The following is a 14151-nucleotide window of genomic DNA, read 5'->3' as shown; positions in this document are numbered from 1 at the left end:
CTCGTGTTAACCTCAAGTCCTCAGAGGACCTGAGCAATTTTCGAGTTCGCCGGAGGTCGGATCGGTCCGAAGTGCGGAAGGGGATCCAAATGAAGTGCATGACCAGCAAATGGTGTGGACGTGTTCAACCACGCTCTCGTCCAACGCCACTGGGCCGGACGCTGGGGGCGGTAGCAGCGCTCCTCGGCGTGTTGTTCGGTCCGGCTGCAGTGGTCAGTGCGGCGCCCTCCGGACCGTCTTCGGTTGATCAGGTCGTCAGCAAGCTCAAGGCGCAGGGATATGCCGTCGTCGTCAACAGATTCGGCACAGGACGAACCGATGACTGTTCGGTCACCGCGGTTCGGCCCGGCCAGACGTATTCGCGCACCGACCACGGCGTTCCGGGCGGCGACCTCTCCACCACGGTCACCGGTAAGACGGTGTATGTCGACGTGAAGTGCTGAGCAGTTCGACCACGACCCCTAAGATCATCAGAGGATTTTCTGATGACGAGGAGGCTGGCGGTGGCGGTTCGTACGGTCGAACGTGATTCGCTCGTCGTGCAGTGCAGCGCCGAATTGAGTCGTCTGATCAAGCAGGGCGAGTGGCCAGTTGGTGCCCGCATTCCGAATGAGCAGGAGCTGGCCAGGCTTCTCGGGGTCGGCCGGTCCACCAGCAGGGAAGCCGTCCGGTCCCTGATCGCCTCCGGTCAACTGAGTTCCAGACAAGGCTCCGGCACCTTCGTGGTCTCCGCAACGCCGGTTTCAGAACTCGATCGTCGAATCCAGCAGTCCGACATCGGCGACGTCGCCGAGGTTCGGCTGCTGTTGGAGGTCGAGGCCGGCCGGCTGGCCGCGCATCGTCGCACTCAAGCGGACCTTGAACAGATCAAGCGCGCCCTGACGGCGCGGCAGTCGGCGTCGAGCACGGCCGACCTCATCGAAGCCGACCTCCGGTTCCACGCGGCCGTCGTTGCGGCAACGCATAACTCGGTGCTCGTGACGTTGTACGAATCCTTCGCAGGGACGCTCCGGGCCAATTCCGAAGCGATCTTTTCGAGTCACGACCAGTGGTCGGCGGCCACTGTCCGCCGCGATGAGAAGGCGCATGCCGATCTCTACTCGGCGATCGAGCGGGGAGATCCACGGGCTGCGGCTCTGGTGGCCCGCCGCGTCATGGTCTGTAGCGTCCCCGGTGCGCCAACGGGTTAGCCGAATATCACCCGTCGGTCGGCAGCTGCGACGCTCTCGCCCACCCGGACCCGGTAGCGCCCGGCACCCTCGAATCCGGTCAACACTCACGGAGCAGGTCGGCCAGCTCGGCCGCGACGTGCTCGGGCATTTCGATTCCGGGGAAGTGCGTCTCACCGGGCAGCCGGGTGTAGCTGAACCACGGGTTACGGCTGCAGAATTCGTCGTGCAGCGCGTCGTAGTCGGGTGACTTCGGGTGGGAGAAGACATGCCGGATCGGCCGCGGCTGGGTGAGCTTCTCCATCCGCCCCATCGGGGAACCCCAGGTGTTGTACGCGTTCTCGATGACACGGCACGCGCGTGACCACATGTCGAAACCGAATCCGCCGGCCTCGTGTTGCATGTGGTAGCGGACCGCCGGGTTGTCGCTGCCGTCCAGCCAGGACTGCACGAGGCCGTCTCGGCCGGCCAACCACGTCTCGCGCTGCTGGATCGCGTGCAGGCCGGCGACGAACTCCGGCGGTGCGGGCGTCATGATCAGGTCGAGGATCATCACGGCCGGCACCCGATCGGGACCCAGTTGCTCGGCGATGTCCAGCGCGGCCCAGCCGCCGTGCGCATGCGCGACGGGCACGAACGTCTCGATCTCCAACGCGTCCAGCAGCGCGATGGTGTCGGCGACCTGCTCGGCCACCCCGAAGTCGCCAACCGGGGTGCGGTCGGGTCCGTGGCCGCGCCAGCACACCCGGACCACACGGTGTTTCGGAATGAGATGCGGGACCAGCCGATCGAAGGCGCGGTGGTCGTGTGCCCACCCGGTGAGTGGGACGATCACCGGACCCGGCTCGAGTCCCTCGTCGACGAACGCGATCTGGACTCCGTTGACGGTCATCGTGTTGGTCATGCTGTTCTCCTCCATCTAGACGGTGGCGGCCGATTGCCGCCGGGCGGTGGACAGGTGCAGATCGGAAAACCCGGGTACGCGGCCGACGGTGGACAGCAACGGCACCCGCACGGCATCGGGGATGTGGTTGAGCAACCGCATGCCGTAGGACGTGCGTTGCGTTCGTTCGATCTCCGGGCGCGTGTGCCGTTCCCAGGCCCTGAGCGCCTCCGGACCCCCGATGCCGGGGCGGCTCACCGCCGCGGCCAGTGCGATCGCGTTGGTCATGGCGGTTCCGCCGCCCTGGCCCAGATAGGGCGGCTGGGCATGCGCGGCGTCGCCGAGAAAAGCGACCGTGCCGCGTGACCACGTCGACAACCGAACGAACTCGAAGGTGTCCCAACGGATCGGTACGTCGGCAGTGGCATCGAGCAGCGCCGAGAGCATCGGGAAGCTGCGTTGCCATTGCGCCACGTTCACGCGTGCTCCGTCGATCGCCGGATCGCCCGCGTCGCAGACCAACGCCAGGTAGACCCACTCCGGCGTGCACGGCGTGTACAGCAGCCGGCGTCGCCCCTGGAAGTACTCGAGGTGTTTCACCCGGTCCTCGTCGGACAGGTAGTCGGCCGAGGCCGGGATCATCAGCCGAGCCGCCCCCTGGGTCATGCGGGTCCGGCGATAGGCCAGGTCGAGGCTGTCGCGTAGCCGTGAGTGCACGCCGTCGGCGGCGACCACCAGATCCGCGACCTCGGTGTGCCCGTCATCGAAATCGACTGTCCCGTCGGCATGGACCGCAGTGGCCACCGAGTCGGTGATGAGCTCGACGCCCGCGTCGCACGCGGCGTTGACCAACGCGCGGATCAGTACCTCCCGCAGCAGGGTGTAGCACCGGGCTTGGCCGTCGCCGTTGATATCGATGCGGTACAAGGTCTTTCCGCGACGTGACCGCGCTTCGGCGGCCGGGCCGATGTGCGCGCCGTGGGTGGCCTCGTCGAACGCTCCGATCGATTCGAGCGCGAGCAGGCCGTTGTCCCACACATAGATACCGGCTCCTACCGCGCGGATCTCGGGTTGACGCTCGTGCAACCGGACGGTCCAGCCGCGGCGGGCAAGTGCGGTGGCGGCGGTCAATCCGCCGATGCCGCCGCCGATGACGGTGGCTTTGCTCATGGTGGCCTCTCTGTGTCGATGGGGTGGTCAGGGCAGCGAATGCAGGCGCCGGGACCCGGGCCGGTGCATCCGCCAGTCCCCGGAGATTTCGCCGGTGTGGACGAACTGTCCCCAGTGCTCGCGGGTGCGTACGCCGACCGCGGTGATCTCGTCGGCGGTTAGTGGTGACACCATCGGCGCGTGCTCCCAGGTCTCACCATCGCCGAACAACAGCGGGAGCTCGATGCAGTGGCAGGCGCCGAGCGGGTTCGCCGGATGCAGTGACCCGACGCGGTACCGGTACACGCCCGCACCGGCATCGGCGAGCAGATCGGCGAGTTGGTCTGTCGGTTTGTCGAAGGCCTTGGCCTGTACTGCTTTCTGCGCGATCAGGGCGAGGGGTTTGCCGATCACCGGAACGCGGCGCAGTGCCGAGAAGAACGGGTGCGGACCGTAGAAGGCCGCCATCTCGTCGGCGGTGGTGCCGATCAGGACCCGTAGGTCAGCGGCCCGCTCGATGAGTTTCTGCCGCCATTCCGGTTCGTCGGGCAGGGGAGTGATCCCGCTGACCGGTCGCAGCGGGGGTGCCGAATTGAGTCCGAGCCGCCCGGCCAGCCGACGGGCGGCACGGGCCTGCGCGTCGAGAATCTCGGCGTCGGTCGTCTCGCGGGGATCGGTACCGAGTTCGCCGAGGACGACGTCGGCCACCCGTTGCGCTTGATCCGGACTGTGGAATGCGATGCCCAGCGGCGCGCTCTGGATGATGACCTGGTCGAAAAGTGTTCGAGTACGCTCGATCCCGAGCATGGCGACGACGGATTGCGCGCCGGCGGACTGGCCTGCGACCGTGACCCGCGACGGGTCCCCGCCGAACTCTGTGATGTGGTCGCGTACCCACTCCAGTGCGGTGATCTGATCGAGCAGCCCCAGGTTGCCCGGCGAAACGCCGGCGGCGCGCAGATAGCCGAAGGCGCCGACGCGGTAGCTGACGGCGACGACCACAATGTCGGTTTGCCGTACCAGGTGGTCGGCGTCGTAGAGATTCCACTCGCCGCTGCCGGACAGGTAGGCCCCGCCGTGCAGCCAGACCAGGACCGGCCGGGAGCCCGGTTCGGCGCCGGCCGGCGCGGTGACCGTGACGCGCAAGCAATCCGGGCTCTGCCGGTACCGGGCCGGTGCGCCCATGATCGCTTCCAGACGCGACGGCAGTTGGGGTGCGGACGGGCCACGGTCAGTGGCATCGAACATGCTGTCGGCCAAGGGGGTCGGCCGGGGCGGCCCGAACCTGTCAGCCTGCGCGTAGCGAATTCCGCGGAAGACCGCGACGTCGTCGGACCGGCGGCCGCGCCACTGGCCTGACGTGGTCAGCACCTCGTCGTGCATACCTTCCCACCTTCTATCGCAAGTTGACTTGCGATATTTCCAGAGTAGGCGGCGGGTTCGCGTATCGCAAGTTGGACTGCGATAATGGGGTCATGGTTGATCGGCCGAATCCTGACCGGCAGGTGCGCGGCGCCAAGCTGCGGGCGCTGGTCCTGGATGCCACGATCGCCCGAATCGAGGCCGTCGGGATCGACAACGTCCGCATCGCCGACATCGCCGAAGCGGCCGGGGTTCACGAGACGTCGCTGTATCGGCGATGGAAGACGCTGTCGCGGTTGCTGGTCGACGCGTTGGTCTCTCGTACCGCAGCGGAGATCCCGATACCCGACACCGGCTCGGTCGAATCTGATCTGGAGACCTTCACCGCCGATCTCGCCCGGTTCGCCCAGACCCGCGCGGGGACGGCGATGATCCGCAGCACCGTGGTCTCCGACACCGATCCCGAAGTTGAGGCCGCCCGCCGTGAATTCTGGTTACAGCGCTTATCGGCTGCCGAGGAGATCATCAAACGCGGGATCACCCGCGGCGAGGTCGCCGCCGATACCGACGCACAGCTGGTGGTGCTGACGCTCGGCGGGCTGGTTCACCTGTATGTGAGCCATATCGGCGACCCGATCCCGGCGGACCTGCCCCAGCGGGTGGTGCGCCTGGTCCTGCCCGGGATCGCGCCGAAATAGTCGTCCTAAATGAAAGCCGGTGCCTGTTCGTCTTTTTCGGCGGCCTCGGCAATTCGCAGCAGGGGATCGACCAGTGACTCCGACATCTCGAACTGTGCGACGTCATGGTCGAGTTGATAGGAGCGGGCGGCCGAGCCGAGGTAGAACCGCTCGTACAGTTCATTGCGCCCGCCCAGAGCGGTTCCGGCGAAATCCCAGGCCGCCCGGAACAGGCGGACGCGTTCCTTGGCGTCGAACCGGTTCGCGCCCTGCAGATACTTGTCGAGCAGGGGGCGTAGTTCCGGATTGTCGAAGGCGGCCTCGGACGGGGTGGCGAGCAGGTTGTGGGAGCCGAGCAGCTTGATGATCTCGTTCACCCTCGGGAACCACTGTGGCAGCGTCGGACGCAAGGCTCGGAACGGACGCTCGTCGCAGAACCAGATGCCGTTACCCCACTCTCGCGCGCCCGCCTCCGCGGCCACCAGCAGCGCGCGGGTCATCTCGGCGTACGTCCACAGTTCGCCGAGCAACTCCTTGGTACGCGGGTCTGACGCATTGATCGACTTGCAGAACCTGCTGACCAGCTCGTAGGCGAAGCGCAGCTTGGCCTCGGCGCGAATCGTGGTCTGCTGCATGATGTTGGCGGTCCAACCGTTCATCATGGCGGCGTTCCACACCTCGGTGTTGCCGTCGATGAACACCCGGCTGCGCGGGATTTCGACATCATCGAAGATCAGGAAGGCATCCTGCTCGTCGAAGCGTCCCGAGAAGGGTGCGTCGAAATGGGCCATGTCGGTCGAGAACGCATCACGGCACAGGAGCCTGAGCCCGGGGGAGGCGATGGGTGCGGAGAACGCGATCGCGTACTTGTGGGCATCTTTGGGCAGCGGCTGGCCCGGGTAGACCGCGACCTCGTCCGAGAACGGGGCGAGGGTGCTGAGCACCATCGCGCCGCGTACCACGATGCCGTCCGCGGTGTCAGCGACCTTGTGCAGCGCCATCTGGCCGTCGGCGGCGGCGAGGTCGCCGATGCCCTTGTCGACGGTCGGCCGGATGATCGCGTGGGTCAGCGCCAGGTCGTCGCGGGCCAGATCGGCCTGGAATCGCACGAGATTGGCCGCGCCCTCTTCGTTTCCGTTGCGTGACCAGACGTCGGACCGCCCGGCATGGCCGGCAAGGGAGACGTTGACGTAGTCGGGCGACCGGCCGAGCAATCCGACCGAATACCGGGCCGCGTGTGCCAAAGCCGTTCCACGGCGCGCGATATCCTCCCGTGAGCGGGGGATGAGATGGCTGATGTTGGTCGGTTCGCCCGTCTCCGGATGCGTGAACAGGCAGTCATCGGCGTGGTCGTGCTGCAGGTCGTACAGGCCCGCCACTGACTGCACCGCACCCGCGAACGGTTCGAATTCCGTTACATCGGAGACGCGTTGACCGCCGATCCATACCTCGCGTCCGTCACGCAACCCCGAGATGTACTCCTTGCCGGTTCGTGCCGCCATTCCGTGTCCTCCAATGGTGGTGATGCGACTTCGTCGTGGCCCGCTGTGGTTTCGGGTCATCGGCTTTCCGGTGATGACCGTATGAATTGCCGGTGGGCTGCAGCAATGCCGCCGGTCCGGCAGCCGGAACGACTGGCATCTGTCGATCGGATGCTGGATATCCGAACTATCTATTGGACATATGGGTGTTGTCGTCGCAAGGTGGAAGTACCGGGCCGTCCGACGGGCTCGATGCGCGAAACACATTCGGATGCAAGGGGTTGAGACATGGCGGTTTTCCGCGACCTGCGGCATTACATCGACACGCTGACCGAGAAGCTCGGTGCCGATGAGGTGCAGACGATCAAGGGTGCCAACTGGGATCTCGAAATCGGTTGCATCACCGAGCTGTCGGCCGAGAAAGAGGGCCCGGCACTGCTTTTCGACGACATCCCCGGATACCCGACGGGATATCGCGTTTTCACCAACTTCATGGGGACTGTGTCGCGCTGTGCGGTCGCCCTGGGCCTGCCCGCCGATACCCCGGCGATGGACATCATCCGCGCTTGGAAGGACCTCGGCAAGCGCATCGAACCCATTCCGCCCGTCGAGGTTTCCGATGGTGCGGTCCTGGAGAACGTGCTCGAGGGCGATGACGTCGACCTGGAGATGTTCCCGACGCCGCGGTGGCACGACGGAGACGGCGGCCGCTACATCGGAACCGCGTGCATGGTCATCACGCGTGATCCGGATACCGGTTGGGTCAACGTCGGCACCTACCGGGGATGCGTGCAGGGCAAGGACCGGCTGTCGCTGTGGATGCTCGGGAACCGGCACGCGCTCGCGATCGCCAAGAAGTACTGGGATCGGGGCACGGCCTGCCCGATCGCGGTGGTCGTCGGTTGCGATCCGATTCTGACCACCGCCGCCGCCATCGCCGCCCCATCGGGGGTGTGCGAGTACGACGTCGCGGGTGGCCTACGCGGCGTCGGCGTCGAGGTCATCTCCGCGCCCGGCACCGGCCTGCCGATTCCGGCCAACGCCGAGATCGTCTTCGAGGGCGAGATGCCGCCGGTGGAAGAGGAGTCGGTGCACGAGGGTCCGTTCGGGGAGTGGACCGGCTACTTCACCCACGCCGGCGACGAGACCGTCGTGCGCGTGCAGCGCATCCTGCACCGGGATTCGCCGATCATCCTCGGCGCACCGCCGATGATCCCTACCGTGCCCGCAGGCGATCAGGCGGTGCCGCTGTACTCGGCCTCGGTCACCTGGGATCATCTGGAGGCCTCCGGTGTGCAGAACATCAAGGGCGTCTGGGCCTACGCGCGTCAGCTCATGATGGTGATCTCGATCGAGCAGACGGGCGCGGGCGATGCCATGCATGCGCTGCTCGCTGCGGCGGGCCGCAAGCGCACCGGAGGTGTGGATCGCTATTTCGTGGTCGTGGATGAGGACATCGACATCACCGACATCAACCACGTGCTGTGGGCGCTGTTCACCCGCGTCGATCCGGCCGAATCGATCCACGTGTTGCGGACGCCCACGACCGCGATCGACCCGCGATTGTCGCCCGCCAAGCGGGAAGCCGGCGACATGTCGATGGGAATCGTGCTGATCGACGCGTGTAAGCCGTTCGCGTGGAAGGACTCCTACCCGCGGGCGAACCGGTTCGACGAGCCGTACCGGGCCGAGATCCGCGATCGGTGGAAGGCGACACTGCCGCTCTGACGGGGTCGAGAAAGGTGGAAAAGCGATGATGCCGAAGGTGCCCGGTGAGGTTTCCGAGTTGCTACGCGGTTTCCCGGCTGTGGATGTGCAGGAGCAGGCGTTCGCATTCCTGACCGTCGACACCGGCGGCTATCCGCACAGCGCGCTGCTGTCTCGCACCGAGCTGGAACCCAGCGCCGACGAGGCGGTGCTGTTCGCAGTGGTGGCGAGTCCGCGGACCAGGGCCAACCTTCGACGTACGGGGACCGCCGGCCTGATCGCGATCGACGGCACGACCTGTCATCACCTGAAGCTGCGCATGACCGGGTCGCTGGCCGACCGCGGGCTGCTCGGTTGCATCTTCACCGTGGTCGACTACAAGCGCGATGACCTCGGAATACCGTTGCAGCCGATGTCTTTCCACACGTCAGCAGATCTGGCGGAACGGGAGGACTGGCCGAGGACTCTCGACCTCTTCGCGCGACTCCGTGCGGGATACGAGCAGGCATGATGCCCGAATCGCCGATGCGCATCATCGTTGCGATCAGCGGCGCCAGCGGCGCACCGTTCGCGGTGCGCCTACTGGAGACGCTACGCGAGATGCCGGATGTGGAAACCCATTTGGTGATGAGCACCTGGGGTAAATCGAACATCGAGGTGGAGACCGACCGCACGGTGTCCGAAGTCGTCGCCTTGGCCGACGTGACGTACAAGCTCGGTGAGCAGGGTGCGGCGATCTCGTCCGGTTCGTTCCGCACCGCCGGGATGATCATCGTGCCGTGCAGCATGAGGACGCTGTCCGCCATCCGCTATGGGATGGCGGACAATCTCATCTGCCGGGCCGCCGATGTGGTGCTCAAGGAAGGGCGGCAGCTGGTGCTGGTGCCGCGGGAAACCCCGCTCAACACCATCCATCTGGAGAACATGCTGGCGTTGAGCAGGATGGGCGCGCGGATCGTGCCGCCGATGCCGGCCTTCTACAACCATCCGCAATCGATCGCCGACATCGTCGATCATGTCGTGGTGCGGATTCTCGATCAGTTCGGGCTGGACGCCCCGCAAGCGAAAAGGTGGCGCGGACTGGGTGCGGCCCGGCGGGATCGGCCGGCCCGGGCCGACTACGACCTCACCTAGGCTGTCGGCGCCGAGTACGAGCCGACATGGTCGTCGCATGTTCGACGAACGCCTGCGCGGCGGGGTTCACCGTCGGACGATCGCGCCAGATGATCCCGAGCCGGCCGGGCGGCAGATCGGACACCCGTACCCCGACCAGGCGATCGCTTTGTGCCAGTGCCGATTCCGGTACCAAGCCGGCGCCGAGCCCCTGCTCGACCAGGGCCACCAGCACATCGGGGTCACTGGCCTCGAAGGCTATCCGCGCCCGCACTGCCGCGCGCTCGAGGGCCCGGTCGAGTTGCCACCGCAACCCCGAACCCTCCGGTAGCGCGATCAACGGATGCTCGGCCAGCTCGCCGAGCGATACCTCGTCGTGACGGGCGAGCGCAGACGACGGCGGCAATACGGCGATCACCGCCTCCCGATGCAGTTCACGAACCTGCATGCCACGCGTCGTCGCATCGGTGAGGCTCGTGAACGCCACATCAAGCCGTCCGTCGGTGATGCGCTGCGTGAGCATGGAGGCGGCATCCTCGATCAGGGACAGGTCGACACCGGGGTGCCTGCGATGAAATGAGGCCAACAGCTGTGGCAGGTCGACACTACGGGGTGAGATCGACGTGATGGTCCCGATGGCCACCCGACCGTGCAACAGACCGGTGAGGCCGTCGACCGCGGCGCGTCCGGACGCGAGCGCATCCATCGCCGCACGCACATGGGGTAGGAGGGCCTCACCGGCGGCGGTCAGCTTGGCCGCGCGCGGATGTCGCTCGAACAGTTGCTGCCCGACCTCACGTTCGAGCGCCTTGATGTGCGCGCTGACCCCGGATTGCGCGAGATGCAGCCGCAATCCGGCCGCGGTGAAGGTGCCCTCCTCGGCCACCGCGACGAAGCACTGCAACTGGTGAATGTCCATCTCGGCCAAATCTAGCGCGGGCCCGATGCCGGCGGGACCTCGGACAAGGGCGTCACCTGATAGGACAGCAGGCGCCAACGGCCGTTGGTACGTCGCCAGACAACCAGCATCGACCAGAACACGCCGTCGCTGACCTTGTCGGCGACGGCCGGTGAGGTGCCAGGGTCGGTCCCGTCCAGTGTTCCCTTCAGCGATTGTTTGCCCCAGCAGAGTGCGATATCGCCGAATGTCTTGACCTGCAGATCGAAGTACTCCATCTCAAGGTCGCGTGAGTTCATCGTGGTCTGGATGTGCTCTTCGGCCGTGATCAGGTGCCCGGGAAGCTCGGTGCCCAGAAACTCGGCATCGTGCAGATCCACCAGTGCCGCGTGGTCGCGGGTGACGATCGCCTCCTTCATCCTGGGGTACTGGGCGAGCACCTCGGCAACGGCTTCGGGGTCATTGACAAGATAGTGAGCCAACTTCTGATTCTCCTGTGGTGTACCGCAATTGGTGTGCGCTGAGCGCATCTCTGCCACCGGGCACGGATGACAGCATCCGGCCACGTATGAAAGGCGAGATAAATGAGGGGGATTCGCGCGATAGCGGTCGGTGACACCGACTCGAGGCCGCGGCGTACGCGCGGAAACCCGACTCTATCAGAGCGCGTTTCCGGGCGCACACCGGGAGAGCCGATTCAGGAGATCAGTTCCCCGCCAAGCGGAACCAGGCCGCGGCTGTGCAGGCCGCCGTCGGAGTTGATCACGCAGCCGGTGACCGACTTCGTGCGTTCCTTGCAGGCGAGGTACACATAGGCCCAGGCGTGGTCGGCGGGTTCGGACGCGACCTGCAGTGGGTTGGTGCGGCGGATCAGCGTCGGCAGGTCCGGCATGTCGGTCAGACGCTGTTCTCCGGTGGCTGTCGCCTCCAGGCCGCGCAGCGCGGTGACGGTACCGCCCGGTGCCACGGCGTTCACCCGGATATCCGGCGCCAGTTCGAAGGACAGCTGCGCCAGCAGGCCACGCACGGCGAACTTCGATCCGGTGTAGAGCGGGCCGCCGCCGCCCGGCAGATAACCGGCGTTGGAGATGGTCAGGACGACATTGCCGTGCGCCTTCCTGAGTTCGGGCAACGCGGCTTTCACCGCCAGCAGCGTCCCTTTGACGTTCACGTCGAACATCTCGCTGAACGCCGCATCGAGGCTGTCCTCCTGGAGGCTTTCCAGCGATGCGAAGTAGTCGAAGATGCCCGCGACCGTGACGAGCACATCGACGCCACCGAACTCGCGCACCGTCTCTGCGACACATCGCTGGTGATCGCCGTACCGTCGCACATCACCCTCGGTGGCCCACACGTTATGTTGCGCACGGAGTTCGGTGACCGCATCGCCGTCACGCTCGAGCACCGAAACCCGTGCGCCTTCGGCCACGAACCGGTCGACGACCGCACGGCCGATTCCGGTGCCGCCGCCGGTGACCACCACTGTCTTTCCCGTCAGCCAGCCATCGGTCACAGCGATGCCCGATCGTCTGACGTGACGAAATCTGGCTCTTCGACGCCGATCTCGGGCCGGCACGGGCCGATCGACCCCTCCAGCATCCGGGTGAAGGTATCGGTGGTCTGCCAGGTCAGCGCCTCCAGCTCGACCGGGTCCAGCCGGATGGTGGTGCCGCGCCGGGGTGACGAGATCTGCAGGCGCTCTCCGTTTCCGGTGCTGACGACCTCAAGGACGACGTCGGCGAATTCGTTACTGAGACGCATTGTCACAAGAAGATCCCCAGGTTCGCCGTCAACAAGGTGGTGTGGGCCAGCTGAACTGTGCGCCGGGCCAGGCGCCATCCGTCGGCGGTTTCGCGCAGCACATCGAAACGCTCACCGACCAGGATGTCGTAATCCGCCAGATCGCCCTGTGCCCGGTAGCAGAGGAAGTTGCTGCGCACGTTGTACTCGTCGTCACCTAATGGGTCGACTCGCACATTGGTGATGAGACGCTGAGTACGCGACGGCGGGTCCTCGGCGTACGCGTGCTCGGTGTACAGCCGCGCCACCCGCATCTTCATCGACGCGAGGGTGTCCTTCATGTGGAATCCGGTCGGGGAGAACTCCAGGTTGCGAGCCTCCGGCCCTCGGGTCACCCGGATGGGCATCAGGTACTCGAGATCGTCGGCGAGGCCGGTGAGCCAAAGGTCGAACTCGTGGTGGTCCAGCCGCTCGGCCTCCAGGTACAGAAACCGGGCACAGTCGGCGGTGACATCGCGGGTCAGGTCGACTGGGGCATCGATGCTCATGAGCGCGCTCCCTTCTCGGTCAGTTCTTCTGCTGCAGGCGTCATCTCGCGAAGCCAGCGGCGGTAGAAGGCCCGCTGCGGTGCCTCGCCGAGCGCGGTGGTCGTGGCGATGCCGGGGTACTGCCAGTCCGTGTCCTCGGCATAGTCGCTCATGCCGTCGAGACCGAGCTGAAAATTGAAACGCATGCCGCACTTCCGGGCGAACACGGATTTGCCGGCTTGCGGTGCGCCGCCCCACACCACGGTGTCGTCCTGCTCGAGGATGCCGGCCGGGCCGTGCATGCTCAGGCCGGCGATGTAGGCCTCCTCGTTCAATCCGGCGGGTGCGGACTTCCAGCCGAGGGTCCAGTTCCAGTTGACGATGCCATCGGGCCCGACCGGCTGCCACTGGCGTAGGTGGGTGAACACCATGGGTGGCGCATCTGGATGCGGTGCCGCGGGCACGCGGACCAGACCGAAATTCGGGAAGATGAGAAACGTTGTGGCCGAGTGGCTTTCGACGAACTGGCGCTGCAAGGGCGTCAACCGCTCCAGCTGGAAGGTCTCGGCGACCTCCGGCGGGTATCCGGAGGTGTGCCACGGCGGGGGAAGGAAGCCGTTGTTGACGATCATGCCGTGGCCGTGTTCGAAGTACACATGCCGGGACACGCCCTGCGGGCCGGCGCCTCCGGTCTCGATCCGGGGGAACATGCCGACGTCCTCGGCAGAGCGGTGTAGTGAGGGCACGTGGTAGGCGTCGGCCATGAAATTCTCCGCGCCCGACTTCCAGTTGGCCGGTACCCGCCAGCGGTGCGGTTCGCCGATGGTCGTCATTCCCGAGTCGTTCAGGCCGAGCAGGACGTCGAGGTACCAACGCATGTCGCCGAGATACTCGTCGAGCGTGGGAGCGTCGGGATCGAGCGCGGCGAACACCAGACCGTGCACCGAATCCACGTGCGGGGCCGCGGCGAGCCCCCAGCTGCCGGCATCGAGCTTCTTGTATGCCTTCTTCCGGTAGGGCGCCCCACTCCATTCGCCCGTATTCTTGAAAACCCATGAGTGATAAGGGCATCGGAAATGGGAGCTGTTGCCCTTCTCGACGCGGCACACCGTGCTACCGCGGTGCGTGCACTTGTTGAACAGGACGTGGATCAACCCGTCTTCGTCCCGGACGACGATGAATTGGTCCTGCCCGATGTAGCGGAGCACATAGTCGCCCGGTTCGGGGATCTCCGACTCGTGCGCGACGAAGCACCAGCAGCGGGCGAAAATGCGTGCCATTTCCCGTTCGTAGAGCTCAGGGTCATTGAAGATGCGTGGCGATATCACGCCGCCGGCGAGGTCGGATCCGGCGGTTTGGAGAAACTCCGATATCGGGTCCATTGATGCGGGCCGAACCGCCGAATCGCCATTGCGTAACTGCTCGATCAATGTTGGTTCTCCTTG

The 14151-nt window shown here is 65.9% G+C and carries 16 protein-coding genes; 6 read left to right on the top strand and 10 right to left on the bottom strand.

Annotation, left to right across the window (positions count from 1 at the left end):
- The first annotated feature begins 188 nt into the window (after positions 1–188).
- Both BN2156_RS13645 and BN2156_RS13640 read left to right on the top strand, forming a co-directional pair.
- The gene (locus BN2156_RS13645; RefSeq protein ID WP_308208236.1) at positions 189–443 is read left to right on the top strand and encodes a hypothetical protein; all 255 of its coding nucleotides are present in this window, start codon (positions 189–191) and stop codon (positions 441–443) included.
- Between the two features lie 42 nt (positions 444–485).
- Entirely contained in the window at positions 486–1190 is a 705-nt protein-coding gene (locus BN2156_RS13640; RefSeq protein WP_235625296.1) for a FadR/GntR family transcriptional regulator, read from the top strand.
- A 79-nt stretch (positions 1191–1269) separates the two neighbouring features.
- Here BN2156_RS13640 and BN2156_RS13635 read toward each other — a convergent pair whose 3' ends face one another.
- The 3 genes from BN2156_RS13635 to BN2156_RS13625 are packed head-to-tail and all read right to left on the bottom strand — an operon-like array spanning position 1270 to position 4584.
- A complete protein-coding gene (locus BN2156_RS13635; RefSeq protein WP_162490797.1) occupies positions 1270–2073 on the bottom strand; it encodes an alpha/beta hydrolase in 804 nt (267 codons plus the stop codon).
- Between the two features lie 15 nt (positions 2074–2088).
- Complete coding sequence (locus BN2156_RS13630) at positions 2089–3222, bottom strand: FAD-dependent oxidoreductase (protein ID WP_090514594.1); 1134 nt, start codon at positions 3220–3222, stop codon at positions 2089–2091.
- 27 nt (positions 3223–3249) lie between these two features.
- Positions 3250–4584, bottom strand: coding sequence for a carboxylesterase family protein (locus tag BN2156_RS13625; RefSeq protein ID WP_090514591.1), 1335 nt, complete (start codon positions 4582–4584; stop codon positions 3250–3252).
- A 92-nt stretch (positions 4585–4676) separates the two neighbouring features.
- Here BN2156_RS13625 and BN2156_RS13620 point away from each other — a divergent pair, with 92 nt between their 5' ends.
- Positions 4677–5261 carry a TetR/AcrR family transcriptional regulator gene (locus tag BN2156_RS13620; RefSeq protein ID WP_090514590.1) on the top strand — a complete coding sequence of 195 codons (585 nt, stop codon included), beginning with the start codon at positions 4677–4679 and terminating at the stop codon, positions 5259–5261.
- A gap of 5 nt (positions 5262–5266) precedes the next feature.
- Here BN2156_RS13620 and BN2156_RS13615 read toward each other — a convergent pair whose 3' ends face one another.
- Positions 5267–6742, bottom strand: coding sequence for a 4-hydroxyphenylacetate 3-hydroxylase family protein (locus BN2156_RS13615; RefSeq protein WP_066903902.1), 1476 nt, complete (start codon positions 6740–6742; stop codon positions 5267–5269).
- 285 nt (positions 6743–7027) lie between these two features.
- On the opposite strand from BN2156_RS13615, the gene BN2156_RS13610 reads away from it, so the two are divergent.
- The 3 genes from BN2156_RS13610 to BN2156_RS13600 are packed head-to-tail and all read left to right on the top strand — an operon-like array spanning position 7028 to position 9562.
- Complete coding sequence (locus BN2156_RS13610) at positions 7028–8449, top strand: UbiD family decarboxylase (RefSeq protein ID WP_090515883.1); 1422 nt, start codon at positions 7028–7030, stop codon at positions 8447–8449.
- 25 nt (positions 8450–8474) lie between these two features.
- Positions 8475–8939 (top strand): hypothetical protein, encoded by a 465-nt coding sequence (locus BN2156_RS13605; RefSeq protein WP_090514587.1) that lies wholly within the window; start codon positions 8475–8477, stop codon positions 8937–8939.
- Positions 8939–9562, top strand: coding sequence for a non-oxidative hydroxyarylic acid decarboxylases subunit B (locus tag BN2156_RS13600; RefSeq protein ID WP_081277822.1), 624 nt, complete (start codon positions 8939–8941; stop codon positions 9560–9562). Before BN2156_RS13605 ends, BN2156_RS13600 begins: the two co-directional genes overlap by 1 nt.
- Here BN2156_RS13600 and BN2156_RS13595 read toward each other — a convergent pair.
- The 6 genes from BN2156_RS13595 to BN2156_RS13570 all read right to left on the bottom strand — a co-directional run bounded on the left by BN2156_RS13595 (position 9555) and on the right by BN2156_RS13570 (position 13986).
- On the bottom strand, positions 9555–10460 hold the full coding sequence (locus tag BN2156_RS13595; protein WP_066903961.1) for a LysR family transcriptional regulator: 906 nt from the start codon (positions 10458–10460) through the stop codon (positions 9555–9557). The genes BN2156_RS13600 and BN2156_RS13595 overlap by 8 nt on opposite strands.
- An 11-nt stretch (positions 10461–10471) precedes the next feature.
- Positions 10472–10921: a nuclear transport factor 2 family protein gene (locus tag BN2156_RS13590; protein ID WP_235625294.1), complete on the bottom strand. Its 450-nt coding sequence runs from the start codon at positions 10919–10921 to the stop codon at positions 10472–10474.
- Between the two features lie 215 nt (positions 10922–11136).
- Entirely contained in the window at positions 11137–11952 is an 816-nt protein-coding gene (gene hcaB, locus BN2156_RS13585) for a 3-(cis-5,6-dihydroxycyclohexa-1,3-dien-1-yl)propanoate dehydrogenase (RefSeq protein ID WP_090514585.1), read from the bottom strand.
- Positions 11949–12200, bottom strand: a complete 252-nt coding sequence (locus BN2156_RS13580; RefSeq protein ID WP_066903896.1) for a dihydrodiol dehydrogenase — start codon at positions 12198–12200, stop codon at positions 11949–11951. The genes hcaB and BN2156_RS13580 overlap by 4 nt, the downstream gene beginning before the upstream one ends.
- 2 nt (positions 12201–12202) lie before the next feature.
- Complete coding sequence (locus BN2156_RS13575) at positions 12203–12727, bottom strand: aromatic-ring-hydroxylating dioxygenase subunit beta (protein ID WP_090514582.1); 525 nt, start codon at positions 12725–12727, stop codon at positions 12203–12205.
- Positions 12724–13986 (bottom strand): Rieske 2Fe-2S domain-containing protein, encoded by a 1263-nt coding sequence (locus tag BN2156_RS13570; RefSeq protein WP_235625293.1) that lies wholly within the window; start codon positions 13984–13986, stop codon positions 12724–12726. Before BN2156_RS13570 ends, BN2156_RS13575 begins: the two co-directional genes overlap by 4 nt.
- Positions 13987–14151: the final 165 nt, after the last annotated feature.

The organism is Mycolicibacterium neworleansense (assembly GCF_001245615.1).
In the GTDB taxonomy this organism is placed as follows: Bacteria; Actinomycetota; Actinomycetes; order Mycobacteriales; family Mycobacteriaceae; genus Mycobacterium; species Mycobacterium neworleansense.
This window is presented reverse-complemented; position numbering and strand designations above follow the sequence as displayed.